The 14204-nt window shown below is 67.0% G+C and carries 19 protein-coding genes; 9 read left to right on the forward strand and 10 right to left on the reverse strand.

Annotated features, from left to right (window positions below; translation table 11 throughout):
* Positions 1-2: 2 nt before the first annotated feature.
* Entirely contained in the window at positions 3-374 is a 372-nt protein-coding gene (locus ACU5AX_RS00395; RefSeq protein WP_198353231.1) for a dihydroneopterin aldolase, read from the forward strand.
* On the opposite strand, the gene ACU5AX_RS00400 is transcribed toward ACU5AX_RS00395, so the two are convergent.
* Positions 349-1269, reverse strand: coding sequence for a hypothetical protein (locus tag ACU5AX_RS00400; protein WP_446689208.1), 921 nt, complete (start codon positions 1267-1269; stop codon positions 349-351). The two genes, ACU5AX_RS00395 and ACU5AX_RS00400, sit on opposite strands and share 26 nt — an antisense overlap.
* A 218-nt stretch (positions 1270-1487) precedes the next feature.
* On the opposite strand from ACU5AX_RS00400, the gene ACU5AX_RS00405 reads away from it, so the two are divergent.
* The 5 genes from ACU5AX_RS00405 (at position 1488) to ACU5AX_RS00425 (ending at position 4586) form a co-directional block, all read left to right on the forward strand.
* Entirely contained in the window at positions 1488-2168 is a 681-nt protein-coding gene (locus ACU5AX_RS00405) for an energy transducer TonB (protein WP_446689209.1), read from the forward strand.
* 65 nt (positions 2169-2233) lie between these two features.
* Positions 2234-3025, forward strand: coding sequence for a MotA/TolQ/ExbB proton channel family protein (locus tag ACU5AX_RS00410; protein WP_198353229.1), 792 nt, complete (start codon positions 2234-2236; stop codon positions 3023-3025).
* A 92-nt stretch (positions 3026-3117) separates the two neighbouring features.
* Positions 3118-3594, forward strand: coding sequence for an ExbD/TolR family protein (locus tag ACU5AX_RS00415; protein WP_198353228.1), 477 nt, complete (start codon positions 3118-3120; stop codon positions 3592-3594).
* Between the two features lie 28 nt (positions 3595-3622).
* Positions 3623-4051 (forward strand): ExbD/TolR family protein, encoded by a 429-nt coding sequence (locus tag ACU5AX_RS00420; RefSeq protein WP_446689210.1) that lies wholly within the window; start codon positions 3623-3625, stop codon positions 4049-4051.
* 190 nt (positions 4052-4241) lie between these two features.
* Positions 4242-4586, forward strand: a complete 345-nt coding sequence (locus ACU5AX_RS00425) for a tetratricopeptide repeat protein (RefSeq protein ID WP_446689211.1) — start codon at positions 4242-4244, stop codon at positions 4584-4586.
* Positions 4587-4773: 187 nt separating this feature from the next.
* Here the strand turns inward: ACU5AX_RS00425 and dcd are convergent, their stop codons facing one another.
* Positions 4774-5328 (reverse strand): dCTP deaminase, encoded by a 555-nt coding sequence (gene dcd, locus ACU5AX_RS00430; protein ID WP_198353225.1) that lies wholly within the window; start codon positions 5326-5328, stop codon positions 4774-4776.
* A gap of 117 nt (positions 5329-5445) precedes the next feature.
* Here dcd and ACU5AX_RS00435 point away from each other — a divergent pair, with 117 nt between their 5' ends.
* Positions 5446-6132: a hypothetical protein gene (locus ACU5AX_RS00435; protein WP_446689212.1), complete on the forward strand. Its 687-nt coding sequence runs from the start codon at positions 5446-5448 to the stop codon at positions 6130-6132.
* 3 nt (positions 6133-6135) lie between these two features.
* Here ACU5AX_RS00435 and ACU5AX_RS00440 read toward each other — a convergent pair whose 3' ends face one another.
* The 3 genes from ACU5AX_RS00440 to ACU5AX_RS00450 are packed head-to-tail and all read right to left on the reverse strand — an operon-like array spanning position 6136 to position 7747.
* Positions 6136-6591, reverse strand: a complete 456-nt coding sequence (locus tag ACU5AX_RS00440) for a cytidine deaminase (protein WP_446689213.1) — start codon at positions 6589-6591, stop codon at positions 6136-6138.
* Positions 6588-7265: a GH25 family lysozyme gene (locus tag ACU5AX_RS00445; protein ID WP_446689214.1), complete on the reverse strand. Its 678-nt coding sequence runs from the start codon at positions 7263-7265 to the stop codon at positions 6588-6590. The genes ACU5AX_RS00440 and ACU5AX_RS00445 overlap by 4 nt, the downstream gene beginning before the upstream one ends.
* A complete protein-coding gene (locus tag ACU5AX_RS00450) occupies positions 7265-7747 on the reverse strand; it encodes a UPF0262 family protein (RefSeq protein WP_198353222.1) in 483 nt (160 codons plus the stop codon). Before ACU5AX_RS00450 ends, ACU5AX_RS00445 begins: the two co-directional genes overlap by 1 nt.
* A gap of 79 nt (positions 7748-7826) precedes the next feature.
* On the opposite strand from ACU5AX_RS00450, the gene ACU5AX_RS00455 reads away from it, so the two are divergent.
* The gene (locus ACU5AX_RS00455) at positions 7827-9317 is read left to right on the forward strand and encodes a replicative DNA helicase (RefSeq protein ID WP_198353221.1); all 1491 of its coding nucleotides are present in this window, start codon (positions 7827-7829) and stop codon (positions 9315-9317) included.
* A 72-nt stretch (positions 9318-9389) separates the two neighbouring features.
* Positions 9390-10031, forward strand: coding sequence for a hypothetical protein (locus ACU5AX_RS00460; protein ID WP_446689215.1), 642 nt, complete (start codon positions 9390-9392; stop codon positions 10029-10031).
* A gap of 77 nt (positions 10032-10108) precedes the next feature.
* Here the strand turns inward: ACU5AX_RS00460 and ACU5AX_RS00465 are convergent, their stop codons facing one another.
* The 5 genes from ACU5AX_RS00465 to cobA form a co-directional block, all read right to left on the reverse strand.
* A complete protein-coding gene (locus ACU5AX_RS00465) occupies positions 10109-10867 on the reverse strand; it encodes a phosphoadenylyl-sulfate reductase (RefSeq protein ID WP_446689216.1) in 759 nt (252 codons plus the stop codon).
* The gene (locus ACU5AX_RS00470) at positions 10860-11288 is read right to left on the reverse strand and encodes a DUF934 domain-containing protein (protein ID WP_198353218.1); all 429 of its coding nucleotides are present in this window, start codon (positions 11286-11288) and stop codon (positions 10860-10862) included. The genes ACU5AX_RS00465 and ACU5AX_RS00470 overlap by 8 nt, the downstream gene beginning before the upstream one ends.
* Complete coding sequence (locus ACU5AX_RS00475) at positions 11281-12912, reverse strand: nitrite/sulfite reductase (RefSeq protein ID WP_446689217.1); 1632 nt, start codon at positions 12910-12912, stop codon at positions 11281-11283. The genes ACU5AX_RS00470 and ACU5AX_RS00475 overlap by 8 nt, the downstream gene beginning before the upstream one ends.
* Positions 12913-13050: 138 nt before the next feature.
* Complete coding sequence (locus ACU5AX_RS00480; RefSeq protein ID WP_198353216.1) at positions 13051-13347, reverse strand: DUF2849 domain-containing protein; 297 nt, start codon at positions 13345-13347, stop codon at positions 13051-13053.
* The gene (gene cobA / locus ACU5AX_RS00485; protein ID WP_446689218.1) at positions 13344-14135 is read right to left on the reverse strand and encodes a uroporphyrinogen-III C-methyltransferase; all 792 of its coding nucleotides are present in this window, start codon (positions 14133-14135) and stop codon (positions 13344-13346) included. Before cobA ends, ACU5AX_RS00480 begins: the two co-directional genes overlap by 4 nt.
* Positions 14136-14204: the final 69 nt, after the last annotated feature.

The raw sequence follows: 14204 nt of genomic DNA on the forward strand, positions 1-14204 counted from the left end.
CCATGCACGACACGCTTCAACTGGAGGTCCATGACCTCGAGGTCCAGGTCCTCACCGGCATCTATTCGGAAGAGACGCATCTGCCGCAGCCGCTGCGTATCTCGCTCACCGTCGACCTCGTCTGCCCCGACCGGTTCGCCCCGGATACGCCGCTCAGCGCGTCGAAGAACTATCTCGACCTCAAGCATGCCGCGACCAGCGCGCTGCCGCCCGGAGTCCATTTCACGCTGGTCGAGGCGGTTGCGGACCATATCTGCGAAACGCTTCTGCTCGGTGACGCGCGGGTGCTCCGCGTCGCGGTGAAGATCGTCAAGCTCGCCATCGCCGAGGCGGGCGAGGCGATCGGCATCACATTGGTGCGTCACCGCCGCTGAGCGGGGGTGTATCGCCGCCGCGCCGCCGCCCGCAGGGGCCCAGCGCGTCGAGCACGAAGCGATAATCCTCCTGCGCCAGCGTCGCGTCGGCCGGCGCGAGCGAGGCGGTGCTGCGTGCCGGCAGCATATGGGGCAGGGCGCAGGCGAGACGATACCACAGCAAGGTGTCGCGCGCCGGCGGCGCTGCCGCTTCATCGACGATCTCCGACAAAGCGACGGCCCAGCGCGGCTGCTCGCCGGGGCGGCGCAATACCGACAGGGACACCGGCGCGCCGTTGGCGGTGGTCAGGAACACCTGCGTCTCGCCCTCGCCGGGCAGGGCACCAGGCACGTGGAAGGCGTTGCCGATGCCGGTGATGACCGGCGGCGCGTCCGCGGCGACCAGATCGCGGGCGATCTGGCGCACGCGTGCGTCGTTGCCGGGGGTCCAGGGAAGCTGCGCGTCGCGCGCGACGAGCTGGATCTGGCCCGGGGTTCCCGGCACCGGCCGGGCGAAGACCAGCACCCGTGCCTTCTTCAATCGCGGCAGGTCGCCGTTCGTATCGGGAGCGACATCGACCAGATAGCCGATCCGCGGCGGGATGCCGCCGGCGCCACGGACCAGGGCGGTGACGTCGGCCTCGACATAGAAACGCGCCCAGCCGGGCGGCACGGAGGCGGCGTCCGCACCCTTCAGACGGCTCGCCGAGCGGATCGTCGCATCCGCGATCACCGGCGCGTCGAGGATCAGGTCGGTCATGTCGGCATAGCCGATGGTCGGCGGCGCCATCGGCGCCGAGGCGACCCCGGCATACTGATTCGCGCGATCAAGATTCTGCGCTCGAATCATGGCGGAATTGGGGAGCAGGGCGGCGAGGGCCGCGACGGGGAGGACGAGGCGAACGGCCGGATTCATAAGGCTTCCTCTAAGGATGTGCGTCTGAACGATACAGAAATAAAAGTGTCGCGTAGCGATTGTACGTTTGTTGCGTCCGACAAAGCGTTTGCGTGTGGAGTGGCGTGGCGATAGGACAGGAGCCACTGCCATAGCGCGGCGTAGGCCGCGGCAGGGACTGCACGCGTTTTCCCCCCGGGACACGTGGTTGTCTGAGAATTAGGGAGTGTCGTTGCTGAATGGCCTATGCTGACCAGAAGATGTCCGGTGGCAGGGTGGTCGCGATCGTCATCGTCGCGCTGATCCATGCTGCACTGGGCTATGCCTTCGTCACTGGTCTCGCGACCAATTTCGTGAAGAAGGCCCAAGAAAAGCTTAACACGTTCGACGTGGAAGAGCCGCCGCCCCCGCCGCCGGATGAGCCACCGCCGCCGCCGCCGGATACGCCGATGACGCCGCCGCCGGTTGTCTCGCCGCCGCCGATCGTGCAGAATCCGAATCCGCCGCCCGTGGTGATTCAAACGGTGACGACTCCGCCGCCGTCGATCAACCTGACGCCGATCGCTGCGCCGCCGGCGCCGCCGGCGCCGCCGGCCGCTCCGCCCGCCCCGCCGCGGGTGGCAACGCCGGTCAGCCCGCGCGGCAACCAGGGCGACTGGTTCCCGCAGGACAGCTATCCGCCCGCGGCGCGTCGCGCCGGTGCGGAAGGCCGGGTCAGCGTGTCGGTGACGATTGGCACCAATGGTCGTGTCACCGCCTGTTCGGTGACCTCGTCCAGCGGCAACTCGGACCTCGACAACGCGACGTGCAACCTCGCGAAGCGCAACGGCCGGTTCAATCCGGCCAAGGATCCGAGCGGCAATCCGATCGAATCCACCTATGCGCTGCGCGGCGTGCGCTGGCAGCTCGAGAACGAATGATCTTCGCGGCGGCCCCGCCGATACGGGGCCGCCGACTAGCAAATTGAACGAGAGGGATTACTCACATGCTCACCACCATCCTCGCGGCGGGCGGTACCGCAGCCGCCGAGAACCAGTTCGGTCTGCAGCAGGCGCTGAAGGAAGGCGGCCTGATCTCGCAGTCGGTGTTCTCCATCCTGGTCCTGATGTCGGTCGTTTCCTTCTACATCCTGTTCTCGAAGCTCTTCGAGCAGCAGAAGATCCTGAACCAGGCGAAGCGCGTCCGTCAGGGCTTCTGGCAGTCGAGCAACCTGCGTGAAGGTTCGGCCAAGCTCGAGAAGAACTCGGCCTACAAGCAGCTCGTCGACGACGGCCTGCAGGCGCAGGACCAGCACGCCAAGCTGACCGACCCGGTCGAGGCGCACGACTGGCTGCACGGTTCACTCGCCCGTTCGGAAGCGGCGATCAACTCGAAGCTGGGCGGTGGTCTGGCGTTCCTCGCGACCGTCGGCGCGACCGCACCGTTCATCGGTCTGTTCGGCACCGTGGTCGGCATCTACCGCGCGCTGATCAAGATCGGCGCGTCGGGCGATCCGTCGATCGACAAGGTTGCCGGCCCGGTCGGTGAGGCGCTGATCATGACCGCGCTTGGTCTGGTCGTCGCGGTTCCGGCCGTGCTCGCCTACAACTGGCTGCAGCGCCGCAACAAGTCGATCGCGGAAGACCTGTCGGCCTTCTCGAACGACGTGCTCGGCTACCTGGCTTCGGGCGGCAACGTCCGTCCGTCGATCGCCGGTGCGGCTCCGAAGGCGCCGGTGAAGCCGGCGGCTGCGACCACGACCGCCGGCCAGGCCGGTGGCGTGCAGACCCGCGCGTAAAACAAAAGGGGCGGGGCGGCGTCGTGCCGCCCTGCACCCCATGGTCGGCTCGATCAGGTGCCGGCCGAAAGAATGGATAGGATGAATCGCGCATGGCGATGAGTGCTGGCGGGGGCGACCCCGAGAAACCGATGTCGGACATCAACACCACGCCCCTCGTGGACGTGATGCTGGTGCTCCTGATCATCTTCCTGATCGCGGTCCCGGTCGCGATTCAGACCGTCAAGGGCATCAAGCTGCCGCAAGTCCGCTTCGACCCGACGGTGACCAAGCCCGAGAACGTATCCCTCTCGGTATCGACCAAGCCGGACGGCAGCTGCGCGGTCTATTGGGGCACGGCGCCGGTGACCAGCAAGGAACTGCTGGACCGTGCGGTCGCCAAGCTCAAGGCCGAGATCGACCGCCAGGGCGGCCCGGGCAATCCGGCGCTCGAACTGCCGGAAGCGCATATCCGCGGTGACGTGAACACCCCGTATCGCTGCATCGGCGGTACGATCTTCACGATGCAGCAGGCGGGCTTCGCGCGCGTCGGCTTCATCTCGCAGCCGCCCGCCGGCGGCGGCGCGTAAGCTGCGGCCAGGACTGGAGTAGACCCGCATGGCAATGAGTGGTGGCCGCGACGACGGCGAGCCGATGATGGAAATGAACACGACGCCGTTGATCGACGTCATGCTCGTGCTCCTCATCATGTTCATCATTACCCTTCCGATCCCGACCCACGCGGTCAAGGTCGACCTGCCGGTCAACGACCCGCGGCAGCAGAAGCCGCCCGTTGATCCGCAGAAGAACAAGATCTCGATCGATCCTGCCGGTACGGTGTCGTGGAACGGCACCCCGGTCGATCAGGTCACGCTGCGCCAGTATCTCGACCAGGCAGCTGGCATGAATCCGGAACCGGAGCTGCACTTCCAGCCCGATCCGGCCGCCAAGTACGAAAAGGTCGACGAGACGCTGGCGATCATCAAGCGCTCCAACGTGACCAAGCTCGGCTTCATCGGCAACGAGCAGTATCGCAACGACTTCTGATCGATCCCGATCAGATGTCGCTTTCAGGGCGGTCCCGTGAGGGGCCGCCCTTTTCGTATGGGCCCGACGCCGGCGAACCGCCGTCCGTCGCCCGACGCACCAACTTCGGCGGTTGCGTGCTTGTCTCCAAAGTGACACGTTAGTGTCACAAAAATGAAACCTGCCGCGATGGTGGAGAGGAGACGATGCCATGACGATCAGGACGATGACGATCCTTGCCTGCGGCGCCGCGCTGGCGACCCCGGCGCTGGCGCAGGATCGTACCGGCTATCAAGCCATCGCCGCCGGCGATTACGCGTCCGCGGCCAAGCAGATCGAGGCCGAGCGGCGGATATTCCCCGATCGCCCGGAACTGATGCTCAACCTTGCCGCGCTGTACGGGCGGGCGGGGCGAACCGGCGAAGCTCGCGCGCTCTATGGCGCGGTGATGGAGCGGCCGAAGGTCGCGATGGACATGCCCGACGGGACCGTGCTTTCGTCGCACGACGTCGCCGCACGCGGCCTGGCGAAGCTGACGGCGCTCGCCGTCCGCTGATCGACGCTGTCCTACAAGAGCGGGGTGTGCCACAGATGCACGCGCCCGCTCTTTCTCATGGCGATCCTAGAACCAGCCGCCCTTGGCGGGGAGGGGGAGATTCCCCGTTCAGGCGTCAAATCTGTCAAGACTCGCCCATATTCGACCGTCGTTCAGCGGCTTGCAGCCTTAACTGGAAGCTCGCGGCTCACAGCTTGGGCAGGGTTACCCCGCGCTGGCCCATATATTTGCCCGCCCGGTCGGCATAGCTGATCTCGCACGGCTCGTTGCCCTGCAGGAACAGGAACTGGCAGGCGCCCTCGTTGGCGTAGATTTTTGCGGGAAGGGGCGTGGTGTTGGAGAATTCGAGCGTGACATGCCCCTCCCAGCCCGGCTCGAGCGGCGTGACGTTGACGATGATCCCGCACCGGGCATAGGTCGACTTGCCCAGGCAGATGACCAGCACGTCGCGCGGGATGCGGAAATACTCCACCGTCCGGGCCAGGGCGAAGCTGTTCGGCGGGATGATGCAGACGTCGGTCTTGCGGTCGACGAAGCTGTTCGAGGCAAAGTCCTTGGGGTCGACCAGGGCATTGTCGACGTTGGTGAAGATCTTGAACTCGTCGGCGACGCGCGCGTCATAGCCATAGGACGACAGGCCGTAGCTGATGCAGCCGTCGCGGCGCTGCGCCTCGACGAACGGCTCGATCATCGCCTGCTCCTGTGCGGCGCGGCGGATCCAGCGGTCGGACAGGATGGACATGGGCGCAAATCTCCGAGGCGAACCGTGCGCCTCTTCGCCGGAATGGCCATCGAGGGCAAGCATGCGCCGGTCGCCGATCGCTGCTAGCCTCGCGGGCCGAGGCAGAGGAGAGGTAAGATGCGGATCGATGCGTCGCGGGCTTGGGGCGGCTATGCCGCGGTGATGACCGGCATGGCGGCGTGGCTCGCGCTCGGCGGCGCGGCGGAGGATCGCGCCCGGCTGTCGGTGCTCGACGTCGAACGGATCAACGTCCGCGAGCCCGACGGCAAGCTGCGCATGGTGATCGCCAGCAGCAAGCGCATGCCCGGCATCATCATCGACGGCCGCGATCACCCGCACCCGACTCGGACGGAGGGCGGCATGCTGTTCTACAATGACGAGGAATCGGAAAATGGCGGATTGATCTTCGACGGCCGGATCCGGAACGGCCAACCAACGAATGGTGGCAGCCTAACCTTCGACCGCTGGCATCAAGACCAGACGGTGCAGCTGTTCACCGACGAGAAGGGGGCGAAACGGCGTGCCGGCGTCATCGTCAACGATCATCCCGACGGGCCGATGGACATCGCCGCGACGACGCGGGCAATGGCGCTGCCGGAGCCGGCACGCAGCGCCGCCTTCCGTCACGCCAATGTCGAGTTCCAGCAACGCGCCTATCTCGGCCGCAAGGCGGACGGCTCGTCGCAACTCGAACTCGGCGATGCGGCCGGCCGGCCGCGGCTCCGCCTGCAGGTCACCGCCGATGGTCGACCCAGTATCGCCTTGTTGGATGCCGGTGGCCGGGTGACCCGGACGATCGAGTGAGGATCAGCCGATGCCGAGATCGGCCGGTCCGAACGCCTGCGGCAACAGCTCGGACAGACGGTAGGTCGCGATCGCGTCGCCCTCTGCGGCACCGCAATGGACGACCAGATCGCGCCCGCCGAGTTGCGCCGCCTCGTTCAGCACCTGCCGGCAGCGGCCGCACGGGCTGACCGGCGTCACGCCGGTGGCGCGACCGGCGGGGTCCATCGCGCCGCCGATCACGCCGACCGCGACGACGTCGCGCAGCCGTCCCGCAGCGCTGGCGGTGGCTATCGCGACCGTCTCGGCGCAGAGCGACAGGCCGTAACTGGCATTTTCGACATTGGCGCCGGTGACCAGCGATCCGTCGGCCATCAGCAGCGCCGCGCCGACCGCGAACCGGGAATAGGGGGCATGGGCATGCGCCGCTGCCTCGCGGGCGGCGGCGATCAGCCGGGTGGCGGTTTCGGTCTCGGTCATGGTGTGACGACGTCCCAATTGACGGGGCCTTCGATGCCGTCGATCCGGCGGATGTCGCTGGCGCGCCACATCCGCCACGGCCGCGCGGCATAGGCTGGGGTGAAGAAGGTGGCGCTCGACCAGACCGGCCGGTCGATCGCCGCCGTGAGTTGATAGGCGCGCTCGACCGGTCGGGCGACCCGCAGCATCACCGGCTTGCGGGTATGCGCCTCGACCATGCGGATGAAGCGCCCGAGCTCGGCCACGACCGCCTCGCGCTCCGGTCGTGCCGCGCAATCGTCGTGGAAGGACACGTCGACCGCCACCGGTAAGGCGTCCTGCGTTCGCGGAACGAAGGCGTTGAAGGCATTGGCCTGATCCGTGGCCGCCTGGCAGAGCGAGAAGACGTGCACGGCGCCGCGACGCAGCCCCGCCTCCGGCAACGCGGCCCAATTCGCTTCGAAGGTCGGGTCGCGCTGATCCCCACCGATCGTCGCGACGAGATAGGCGAAGTCCGCCCCCCGCGCCCGTACGGTCCCCCACTCGACGGGACCCGGCGTCGCTTCGAGGTCGATGCCCTGCAGCGGATATTGCGACGCGGCCGGATGCCAGTTGGTCGCGTAACTCCAGCCGCCGACACCGATCGCACCCACCGCCGCCAGGACCGCCGCCGCCTTGAGGATGCCGTACGCCATCAGCCGCGCAGGTGCAGGACGCAGATCAGCGTGAACAGCCGCCGTGCGGTGTCGAAATCGACATCGATCTTTCCGGCCAGCCGCTCGCGCAGCAATTCGGCGGCCTCATTGTGAATGGCGCGGCGGGCCATGTCGACGGTCTCGATCTGTTGCGGGGTGGCCGCCCTTATCGCCTGATAGTAACTGTCGCAAATCGCGAAATAGTCCTTGATCGGCCGGCGGAAGCGGCCGAGCGCGAGGACCAATGTTTCCAAATGGCTGCCGTCCGCACGGTGCAGGTGCAGGCCGAGCCGCCCCTCCGCCGATTCGAGCCTGACGCGATAAGGCCCGGCATAGCCGTCGGCATGCACCCGTTGCGGGGCAAAGTGATTGTCCTCCAGCAGGTCGAAGATCGCGATCCGCCGCTCCTGCTCGACATCCGCCGATCGCCAGCCGATGCTGGTTTCGTCGATGTCGATGGCGATGATCCGCGGGTCGGCCATCGTCGCCCGATAGAGGGCTTGGTCGCCCACGACAATTCCGAGTTTGTCGGCAGCCCGCCGGACAGAGTAAGGATGGCCGATGGCGACTCTGGCATTTCCGACCCCCGCGGCTGCGGCGGAACCCCTCCACCTGCCCCGCAACGTCGAGGCGGAAGCGGCGATGCTGGGCGCGATGATGATCGACAACCGGTTGGCCGACGATCTCGTCGACCGGCTGGAGCCGGTGCACTTCTACGAGCCGGTGCACGGCCGCATCTTCGCCGCGATCAAGACGCTACGCTCCAACGACATGTTGGCAACGCCGGTCACGCTGCGCCCGATGTTCGAGGCGGACGAGGGGATGAGGGAGTTGGGCGGCCCGGCCTATCTGGCGCAGCTGACCAGTTCGGGCGCCGGCCTAATCGGTGCGCGCCAATTCGCGACGCAGATCTACGATCTGGCGATGTTGCGCGCGCTGGTCAGCGTCGGCCGGACCCTGGTCGAGCGGGCGATGGACACGTCGGAAGAGGTCAATCCGCGCGCGCAGATCGAGGCGGCCGAGGAGGAGCTGTACAAGGTCGCCGGCGATGGCGGGGTTGAAAATTCGATCAAGAGCTTCGCGCAGGCGACGACCATGGCGGTCAAGATGGCGGAGCGCGCGCTCAACTCGGGCGGCAACCTGTCGGGCGTCACCACTGGCCTCGACTCGGTCAACGCCAAGATCGGCGGCATGCATCATTCGGACTTGATGATTCTCGCTGGCCGTCCCGGCATGGGCAAGACCTCGCTCGCCACCAACATTGCCTTCAACGCCGCACGGCGCTGGATGCGCGACATGGCGGACGGCATCCCGCCGAGCGAATCGGTCGGCGCCAAGGTCGCCTTCTTCAGCCTTGAAATGAGCGCCGACCAGCTGGCGACGCGTATTCTGGCCGAGCAGTCGGGGATCAGCTCCGAAAATTTGCGCATGGGTAAGATCAGCAAGGCGGAGTTCGGTCAGCTCGCCGCCGCGGCGGCGGAACTGGAGAACCTGCCGTTCTTCATCGACGATACCGGCGGCCTGTCGATCAGTGCGCTGCATACCCGCGTCCGGCGGCTGCAGCGGCGGCACAATAACGAGATCGGGCTGGTCGTCGTCGACTATCTGCAGCTGCTGACCAGCGGCAAGGGTAGCAACGAGAACCGGGTTCAGGAAATCTCGGAGATCAGCCGCGGTCTGAAAACCTTGGCCAAGGACATGAACGTCCCAGTGCTGGCGCTGTCGCAGCTCAGCCGCGCGGTCGAAAGCCGTGAGGACAAGCGGCCGATGCTGTCGGATCTGCGCGAATCGGGGTCGATCGAGCAGGACGCCGACATGGTATGGTTCGTGTTCCGGGAGGATTATTACACCGCGCAGCGCGAGCCCAAGCGGCCGATGGAGGGCGACGAGGCCAAGATCTTCGAAGATCACGCCAAATGGGCCGCCGACATGGAGCGGGTCTATGGTCTGGCGGAGCTGATCGTCGCCAAGCAACGCCATGGTGCGACGGGCAAAGTGGTGTTGAAGTTCGATCCGACGATCACGCGCTTCTCGGATTATGCGGGCTATTGACTCCGACCGGCGCGGGAACCGGGCGCTTCATCGACACGTTTGCTCGCCCAGTTCATCCTAGGAGGAGCAATCATGCGTAGGATTCTGGTGTGCGCCACGGCCCTGTCCGGTCTGGTGCTGGCGGCTAGCCCGGCTCTGGCGGAAGGCAAGACCGACCGCGCCCGCGCCGCGATCGCCGAGGCGCGCGGCAAGGTTGAAACGCTGAGCACGCTCAATGCCGCCGGCGAGGTGCCGCGGATGGTCGCGCAGGCGCAGGCGGCGCTGCGCGCGGCGGAAGACGACCTGAAGGGCAGTCACAAGGAACAGGCAATCGCCGACGCGCATCGTGCCTCCGAACTGGCCGACACGGCGATCGGCCTGTCGCAGAAGCAGCAGGCGCAGACGCAGGCGGCGACCGTCGCCGCAGCGGCGGAGACTACCGCAGCGGCGCAGCAGGAGGCGGACGCAGCACGTGCCCGTGCCGCAGCCGCCGAGGCCGCGGCACAGTCAGCCGCATCCGACGCCGCCGCCGCGCGCTTGGCGGCCGCGACGCCCCAGCCCCAGCCCCAGCCGCAACCGGTGACCACCGTTACTACCGAGACGACGCGGACTGCCGCGGCGAGCACCACGCGGGCGGCGACGCCGCGCCGGACGGTCAAGCGCGTGATTCACCGCAAAGCGGTGACGCGGCCGGCGGTGACCGAGAAGACGACCACGACCGTCACGACCAACTGACGGGTTGCTGCAAGGCGGACAGGGCGGGGGCAACCATCACGGTCGTCCCCGTTTGTCGTTCGACGGTACGGACAGGATCAGAAGACCGGGTCGTCGCCCGGCGGGTGCGCGACGTGGATGCCGCATTCGACCTTGTTCCAACCACGCCAGCGGCCGGCGCGAGGGTCTTCGCCCGGCTTGACCTTGCTGGTGCACGGTGCACAGCCGATCGAGAGATATCCTTCCGCCTCCAGCGGATGCCGCGGCAGTTCGTGCTCGGCGAAATAGCTATCGAGATCGGTCTTGGTCCAATCGGCGAGCGGATTGATCTTCAGCCGGCCCTCGTCGATCTCGAACCGCGGCAGCGCCCGACGGGTACCGGCCTGAAAGCCTTTTCGACCTGAAATCCAGGCGTCGAAGGGTGCGAGGGCGCGACGCAACGGTTCGACCTTGCGAAGGTCGCAGCAACCGTCCGGATCGTAGGACCAGCGCAGGCCCGTCGCGTCTTTGGCGGCGAGCAACCGCGGATCGGGGCGGAAGACGCGCAGGTCCGTCAGCCCCAGCCGTTCGACGAGCTCGTCGCGATAGGCGAGGGTCTCGCCGAACATCTTCTGCGTGTTGGTGAAGATGACGGGCACGTCGCGGTCGATGGCGGCGACCATGTGGAGCAGCACCGCCGATTCCGCGCCGAACGACGAGACGGAGGCGATCCGCCCGGCCAGCTCACCGGTCAGCAGCTCTGCCAGCATCGCTGCGGCGGGGACATTCGCAAAGCGAGCTCGGAGGGCTGCGGCATCCACCTCGGTAAAGGCCGGGGCGGCGTCGATCACGTCGATGGCACGCAAGGGCTCAGCCATGACGCCGCTTCCACACCGGCACCGCATCGTCCGCCGCGGCCTGATAGCGATAGGCATAACGATCGAGGCTGCGGCGGAGGACGTCTGCGTCGATCGGCGCTTCGGGGGCGAAGCTGTCGAAGCCGCAGCGGCGCATCAGCGGCAGCTGATCGACCAAGACGTCACCCGCCGCGCGCAGCTCGCCGGCATAGCCGGCCTCGCGCAGGATCCGGGCGGCGGAATAGCCGCGGCCATCGCGGAACGTCGGGAAGCTAACCTCGACCAGGGCGAGCTGGCCGAGCTGCGGCAACAGCGTGCGCGCATCCTCCCCCGCCTCCAGCCGTACGGCGGTGGCGTTGCTCTGGCCGAGGAAGGCATCGAGGGTGACGGCGGGCTCGTCATGCGGCTCGTCGTCGCGGAAGCGGAGCAGGGCATCAGCCATAGATGGCCTCCTTGAACGGTTCGAAGCCGACGCGGCGATAGGTGTCGAGGAAGCGCTCCCCCGCCTCGCGCACGGCGAGATAGCGGTCGGTGACCCGCTCGATCGCATCGACGACGCCGTCCTCGTCGAAGCCGGGGCCGGTGATCTTGGCGAGGCTGACGTCCTCTGCTCCCGATCCGCCGAGCGACAGCTGGTAGTTTTCGGTGCCTTTCTTGTCGACGCCGAGGATGCCGATGTGGCCGGCATGGTGATGGCCACAGGCGTTGATACAGCCCGAGATCTTGAGCTTCAGCTCGCCGAGCTCGCGCTGGCGGTCGCGATCGGCGAAGCGGGTAGCGATCTTTTGCGCCAGCGGGATCGAGCGGGCATTGGCCAGGCTGCAATAGTCGAGGCCGGGGCAGGCGATGATATCGGTGATCAGATCGAGATTGGGTTCGGCGAGGCCACCGTCGACCAGCCGCTGCCAAAGTTCCCGAAGGTCACGCATAGCAACATGCGGCAGGACGATGTTCTGGGCGTGAGTTACACGTAACTCATTAAAGGAAAACGACTCTGCCAGATCGGCGAGCAAGGCGATCTGATCGGCAGAGGCGTCGCCGGGTATGCCGCCGGCGGGTTTCAGGCTGACGTTGACGATCGCATAGCCCGGCGCCTTGTGCGGGCGGACATTCTGGTCGAGCCAGACGGCGAAATCGGGATCGCTGCGGTCGACCTCGGTCGGCAGATGCGTCTCGAAAGCCGGCGGCGCGAACATCGCCTGGATGCGCTCGAGCTCGGCGACCGGCGGGTCGATGCCGAGCAGCTTCACCGCGGCGAACTCCTCCTCGACCTGGCGGCGGTATTCGTCGGCACCGATCTCGTGCAGCAGGATCTTGATCCGCGCCTTGTAGATATTGTCGCGCCGGCCGTAGCGGTTGTAGACACGTAGACACGCCTCTAGATAGCTCATCAGCTCGTCGGCACGCACGAAGTCGCGGATCAGATGGCTGATCATCGGCGTGCGCCCCATGCCGCCACCGACATAAATTTGCGCGCCCACTTCGCCATCGCGTTCGACCAGCCGGATGCCGATGTCGTGCAGCCGCATCGCGGCGCGATCCTCCTCGGCCGCGATTACCGCGATCTTGAACTTGCGCGGCAGATAGCTGAATTCGGGGTGGAAGGTGCTCCACTGGCGGAGCAGTTCCGCCCAGGGTCGCGGATCGGTGACCTCGTCGGCGCTCGCGCCGGCATATTGGTCGGCGGAGATGTTGCGGATGCAATTGCCGCTGGTCTGGATGGCGTGCATCTCCACCTTCGCCAGTTCGGCGAGGATGTCGGGCGTATCGGCGAGCTTGATCCAGTTGAACTGGATGTTCTGACGCGTCGTGAAATGGCCGTAGCCGCGATCATAGGTGCGCGCGATATGCGCGAGCATGCGCATCTGGCGGCTGTCCAACGTGCCATAGGGGACGGCGACGCGCAGCATATAGGCATGCAGCTGCAGATAAAGGCCGTTCATCAGCCGCAGCGGCTTGAACTGGTCCTCGGACAGCTGGCCCGAGAGGCGGCGCTCCACCTGATCGCGAAATTCCTCGACGCGGGCGTCGACGATGCTCTGATCATATTCGTCGTACTTGTACATGCGATCTTCTTCCAAAGTCCTCCCGCTGGCGGAGAGGGGACCGCCGCCCAAGGGCGGTGGCGAAGGGGGCTTCCTCACCCGTTGCGCTGGCGGACGTTTCCACCCCTGCGGAGCGGACGTCCGGGGCGGATGTCCGGGTCAGATCACCCAGCTGCCCGCCTGCGGATCGGCAGGCTTGAGCGTTAGGTCGGGGCGGACGGTCGGGCCGAGCGCCCGGATGCGGTCCTTGATATGGGCGGGCCGGGGGCCGTCCGCCGTCGCGGTCGCGTCGATCAGATAAGGGACGTTGACGCGCCGTGCGCCCTCCTCGGCGCGCAGGATCGCCTCGCCGCCAGCGCCCACGTCGACCGCATCCTCGACATGGCGCGACCAGCCCTGGCCGTTCCACCAGACCACGTCGCCGCTCGCCAGATCGTTGCCGGTCAGCAGCCTCATGCCGCCATGCCTTCGGCGACGCGCGCCCAGCGCGCGAGCTTGTCCTCGGCGTCAGACAGCTCGACGACCTCGCCGACGACGATGATCGCCGGGCTCTTCACGGCCTCGCGGGCGACCATCGGCCCGAGATCGGCGAGCAGAGTGCGCAGCGCACGGCTGCCCGCGAGCGTGCCGCGTTCGAGCACCGCAACCGGCATGTCGGGCGCGACGCCGTCGGCCATCAATTTGTCGGCGATGTCCCCGGCAGTCGCGACGCCCATGTAGATGACGAGCGTACGGCCCTGGCCGGCGAGGCCAGACCAATCCTGTTCAGACAAGCCCTTGCATTGACCGGCAACGAAGCTGACTGCGCTGGAATGATCGCGATGGGTGAGGGGCAGCATCGCCTCCGCCGCGCAGCCGAGCGCCGCGGAAACGCCGGGGATCACCTCGACGGGCAGGCCGGCGGCACGCACCGCCTCCACCTCTTCGCCGCCGCGACCGAAGATGAACGGATCGCCGCCCTTCAGCCGGACGACGACGCTGCCGGTCTTCACATGCGCGACAATCAATGCGTTGATCGCGTCCTGCGGTAAAGTGTGGCGGGCCCGGCTCTTCGCTACCGAAATGCGCTGGGCGGCGGGCGGTGCGAGATTCAGCACCCGCGGGTCGATCAGTCCATCGTGGACGACGACGTCGGCGCGGCGCAACGCCTCGACCGCGCGGACGGTGAGCAGGCCGGGATCACCCGGACCCGCACCGACGAGGATGACGCGCCCGCGGGCGCTCGGATCGAGAAGCGTAGCCATGATGTTGGAAAATGGGCCGCACCGCCCGACCGGGCAATGCAGGGATGCTTTCCAATGGGGTAGCCGAAC

It is taken from the genome of Sphingomonas benefaciens, assembly GCF_052907485.1.

What these genes read in the sequence shown, in the direction of transcription:
- ACU5AX_RS00425 (WP_446689211.1), top strand. Translation starts at nt 4,242, where the DNA reads ATGACGATCAGGACGATGACGATCCTTGCCTGCGGCGCCGCGCTGGCG.
- ACU5AX_RS00405 (WP_446689209.1), top strand. Translation starts at nt 1,488, where the DNA reads ATGGCCTATGCTGACCAGAAGATGTCCGGTGGCAGGGTGGTCGCGATC.
- ACU5AX_RS00400 (WP_446689208.1), bottom strand. Translation starts at nt 1,269, where the DNA reads ATGAATCCGGCCGTTCGCCTCGTCCTCCCCGTCGCGGCCCTCGCCGCC.
- dcd (WP_198353225.1), bottom strand. Translation starts at nt 5,328, where the DNA reads ATGTCCATCCTGTCCGACCGCTGGATCCGCCGCGCCGCACAGGAGCAG.
- ACU5AX_RS00420 (WP_446689210.1), top strand. Translation starts at nt 3,623, where the DNA reads ATGGCAATGAGTGGTGGCCGCGACGACGGCGAGCCGATGATGGAAATG.
- ACU5AX_RS00480 (WP_198353216.1), bottom strand. Translation starts at nt 13,347, where the DNA reads ATGAGGCTGCTGACCGGCAACGATCTGGCGAGCGGCGACGTGGTCTGG.
- ACU5AX_RS00435 (WP_446689212.1), top strand. Translation starts at nt 5,446, where the DNA reads ATGCGGATCGATGCGTCGCGGGCTTGGGGCGGCTATGCCGCGGTGATG.
- ACU5AX_RS00415 (WP_198353228.1), top strand. Translation starts at nt 3,118, where the DNA reads ATGGCGATGAGTGCTGGCGGGGGCGACCCCGAGAAACCGATGTCGGAC.
- ACU5AX_RS00440 (WP_446689213.1), bottom strand. Translation starts at nt 6,591, where the DNA reads ATGACCGAGACCGAAACCGCCACCCGGCTGATCGCCGCCGCCCGCGAG.
- ACU5AX_RS00455 (WP_198353221.1), top strand. Translation starts at nt 7,827, where the DNA reads ATGGCGACTCTGGCATTTCCGACCCCCGCGGCTGCGGCGGAACCCCTC.
- ACU5AX_RS00395 (WP_198353231.1), top strand. Translation starts at nt 3, where the DNA reads ATGCACGACACGCTTCAACTGGAGGTCCATGACCTCGAGGTCCAGGTC.
- ACU5AX_RS00410 (WP_198353229.1), top strand. Translation starts at nt 2,234, where the DNA reads ATGCTCACCACCATCCTCGCGGCGGGCGGTACCGCAGCCGCCGAGAAC.
- ACU5AX_RS00450 (WP_198353222.1), bottom strand. Translation starts at nt 7,747, where the DNA reads ATGGCCGACCCGCGGATCATCGCCATCGACATCGACGAAACCAGCATC.
- ACU5AX_RS00475 (WP_446689217.1), bottom strand. Translation starts at nt 12,912, where the DNA reads ATGTACAAGTACGACGAATATGATCAGAGCATCGTCGACGCCCGCGTC.
- ACU5AX_RS00460 (WP_446689215.1), top strand. Translation starts at nt 9,390, where the DNA reads ATGCGTAGGATTCTGGTGTGCGCCACGGCCCTGTCCGGTCTGGTGCTG.
- ACU5AX_RS00445 (WP_446689214.1), bottom strand. Translation starts at nt 7,265, where the DNA reads ATGGCGTACGGCATCCTCAAGGCGGCGGCGGTCCTGGCGGCGGTGGGT.
- ACU5AX_RS00465 (WP_446689216.1), bottom strand. Translation starts at nt 10,867, where the DNA reads ATGGCTGAGCCCTTGCGTGCCATCGACGTGATCGACGCCGCCCCGGCC.
- ACU5AX_RS00470 (WP_198353218.1), bottom strand. Translation starts at nt 11,288, where the DNA reads ATGGCTGATGCCCTGCTCCGCTTCCGCGACGACGAGCCGCATGACGAG.
- cobA (WP_446689218.1), bottom strand. Translation starts at nt 14,135, where the DNA reads ATGGCTACGCTTCTCGATCCGAGCGCCCGCGGGCGCGTCATCCTCGTC.